Below are 280 nucleotides of genomic sequence, written 5' to 3'. Positions count from 1 at the left end.
ACATTGGGCCGTCACTCTATTTGGGCATCATCGTGTGGCATTCGTGCCCAAACGTTTCCAGGCTGAACTCCCGCACCGCGTTGCCAGTCAGCATTGAAACGCCATTATAGGAGGAACATCCCGGATGCAGATTTCATTGGATAAACAGGTTGCCCTCGTCACCGGCGCCAGCTCCGGTCTGGGTGCCGCAGCTTCCAAGGCGTTGGCCGAAGCCGGTGCCAGCGTGGTGGTCAACTACAACTCCCACGCAGAGCCTGCCGAAAAACTCGTCGCGCAGATC

Annotated in this window: 1 protein-coding gene; it reads left to right on the top strand. The window is 58.2% G+C overall.

All coding sequences use genetic code 11. The annotated features are described in order from the left end of the window. Nucleotides 1-124 precede the first annotated feature (124 nt). The coding region (locus tag QMX89_RS22785; RefSeq protein WP_282349964.1) for an SDR family NAD(P)-dependent oxidoreductase at nucleotides 125-280 on the top strand (156 nt) is incomplete at its 3' end.

Source organism: Pseudomonas sp. PS01301, assembly GCF_029960215.1.
Classification (GTDB): Bacteria; Pseudomonadota; Gammaproteobacteria; order Pseudomonadales; family Pseudomonadaceae; genus Aquipseudomonas; species Aquipseudomonas coleopterorum.
This window is presented reverse-complemented; position numbering and strand designations above follow the sequence as displayed.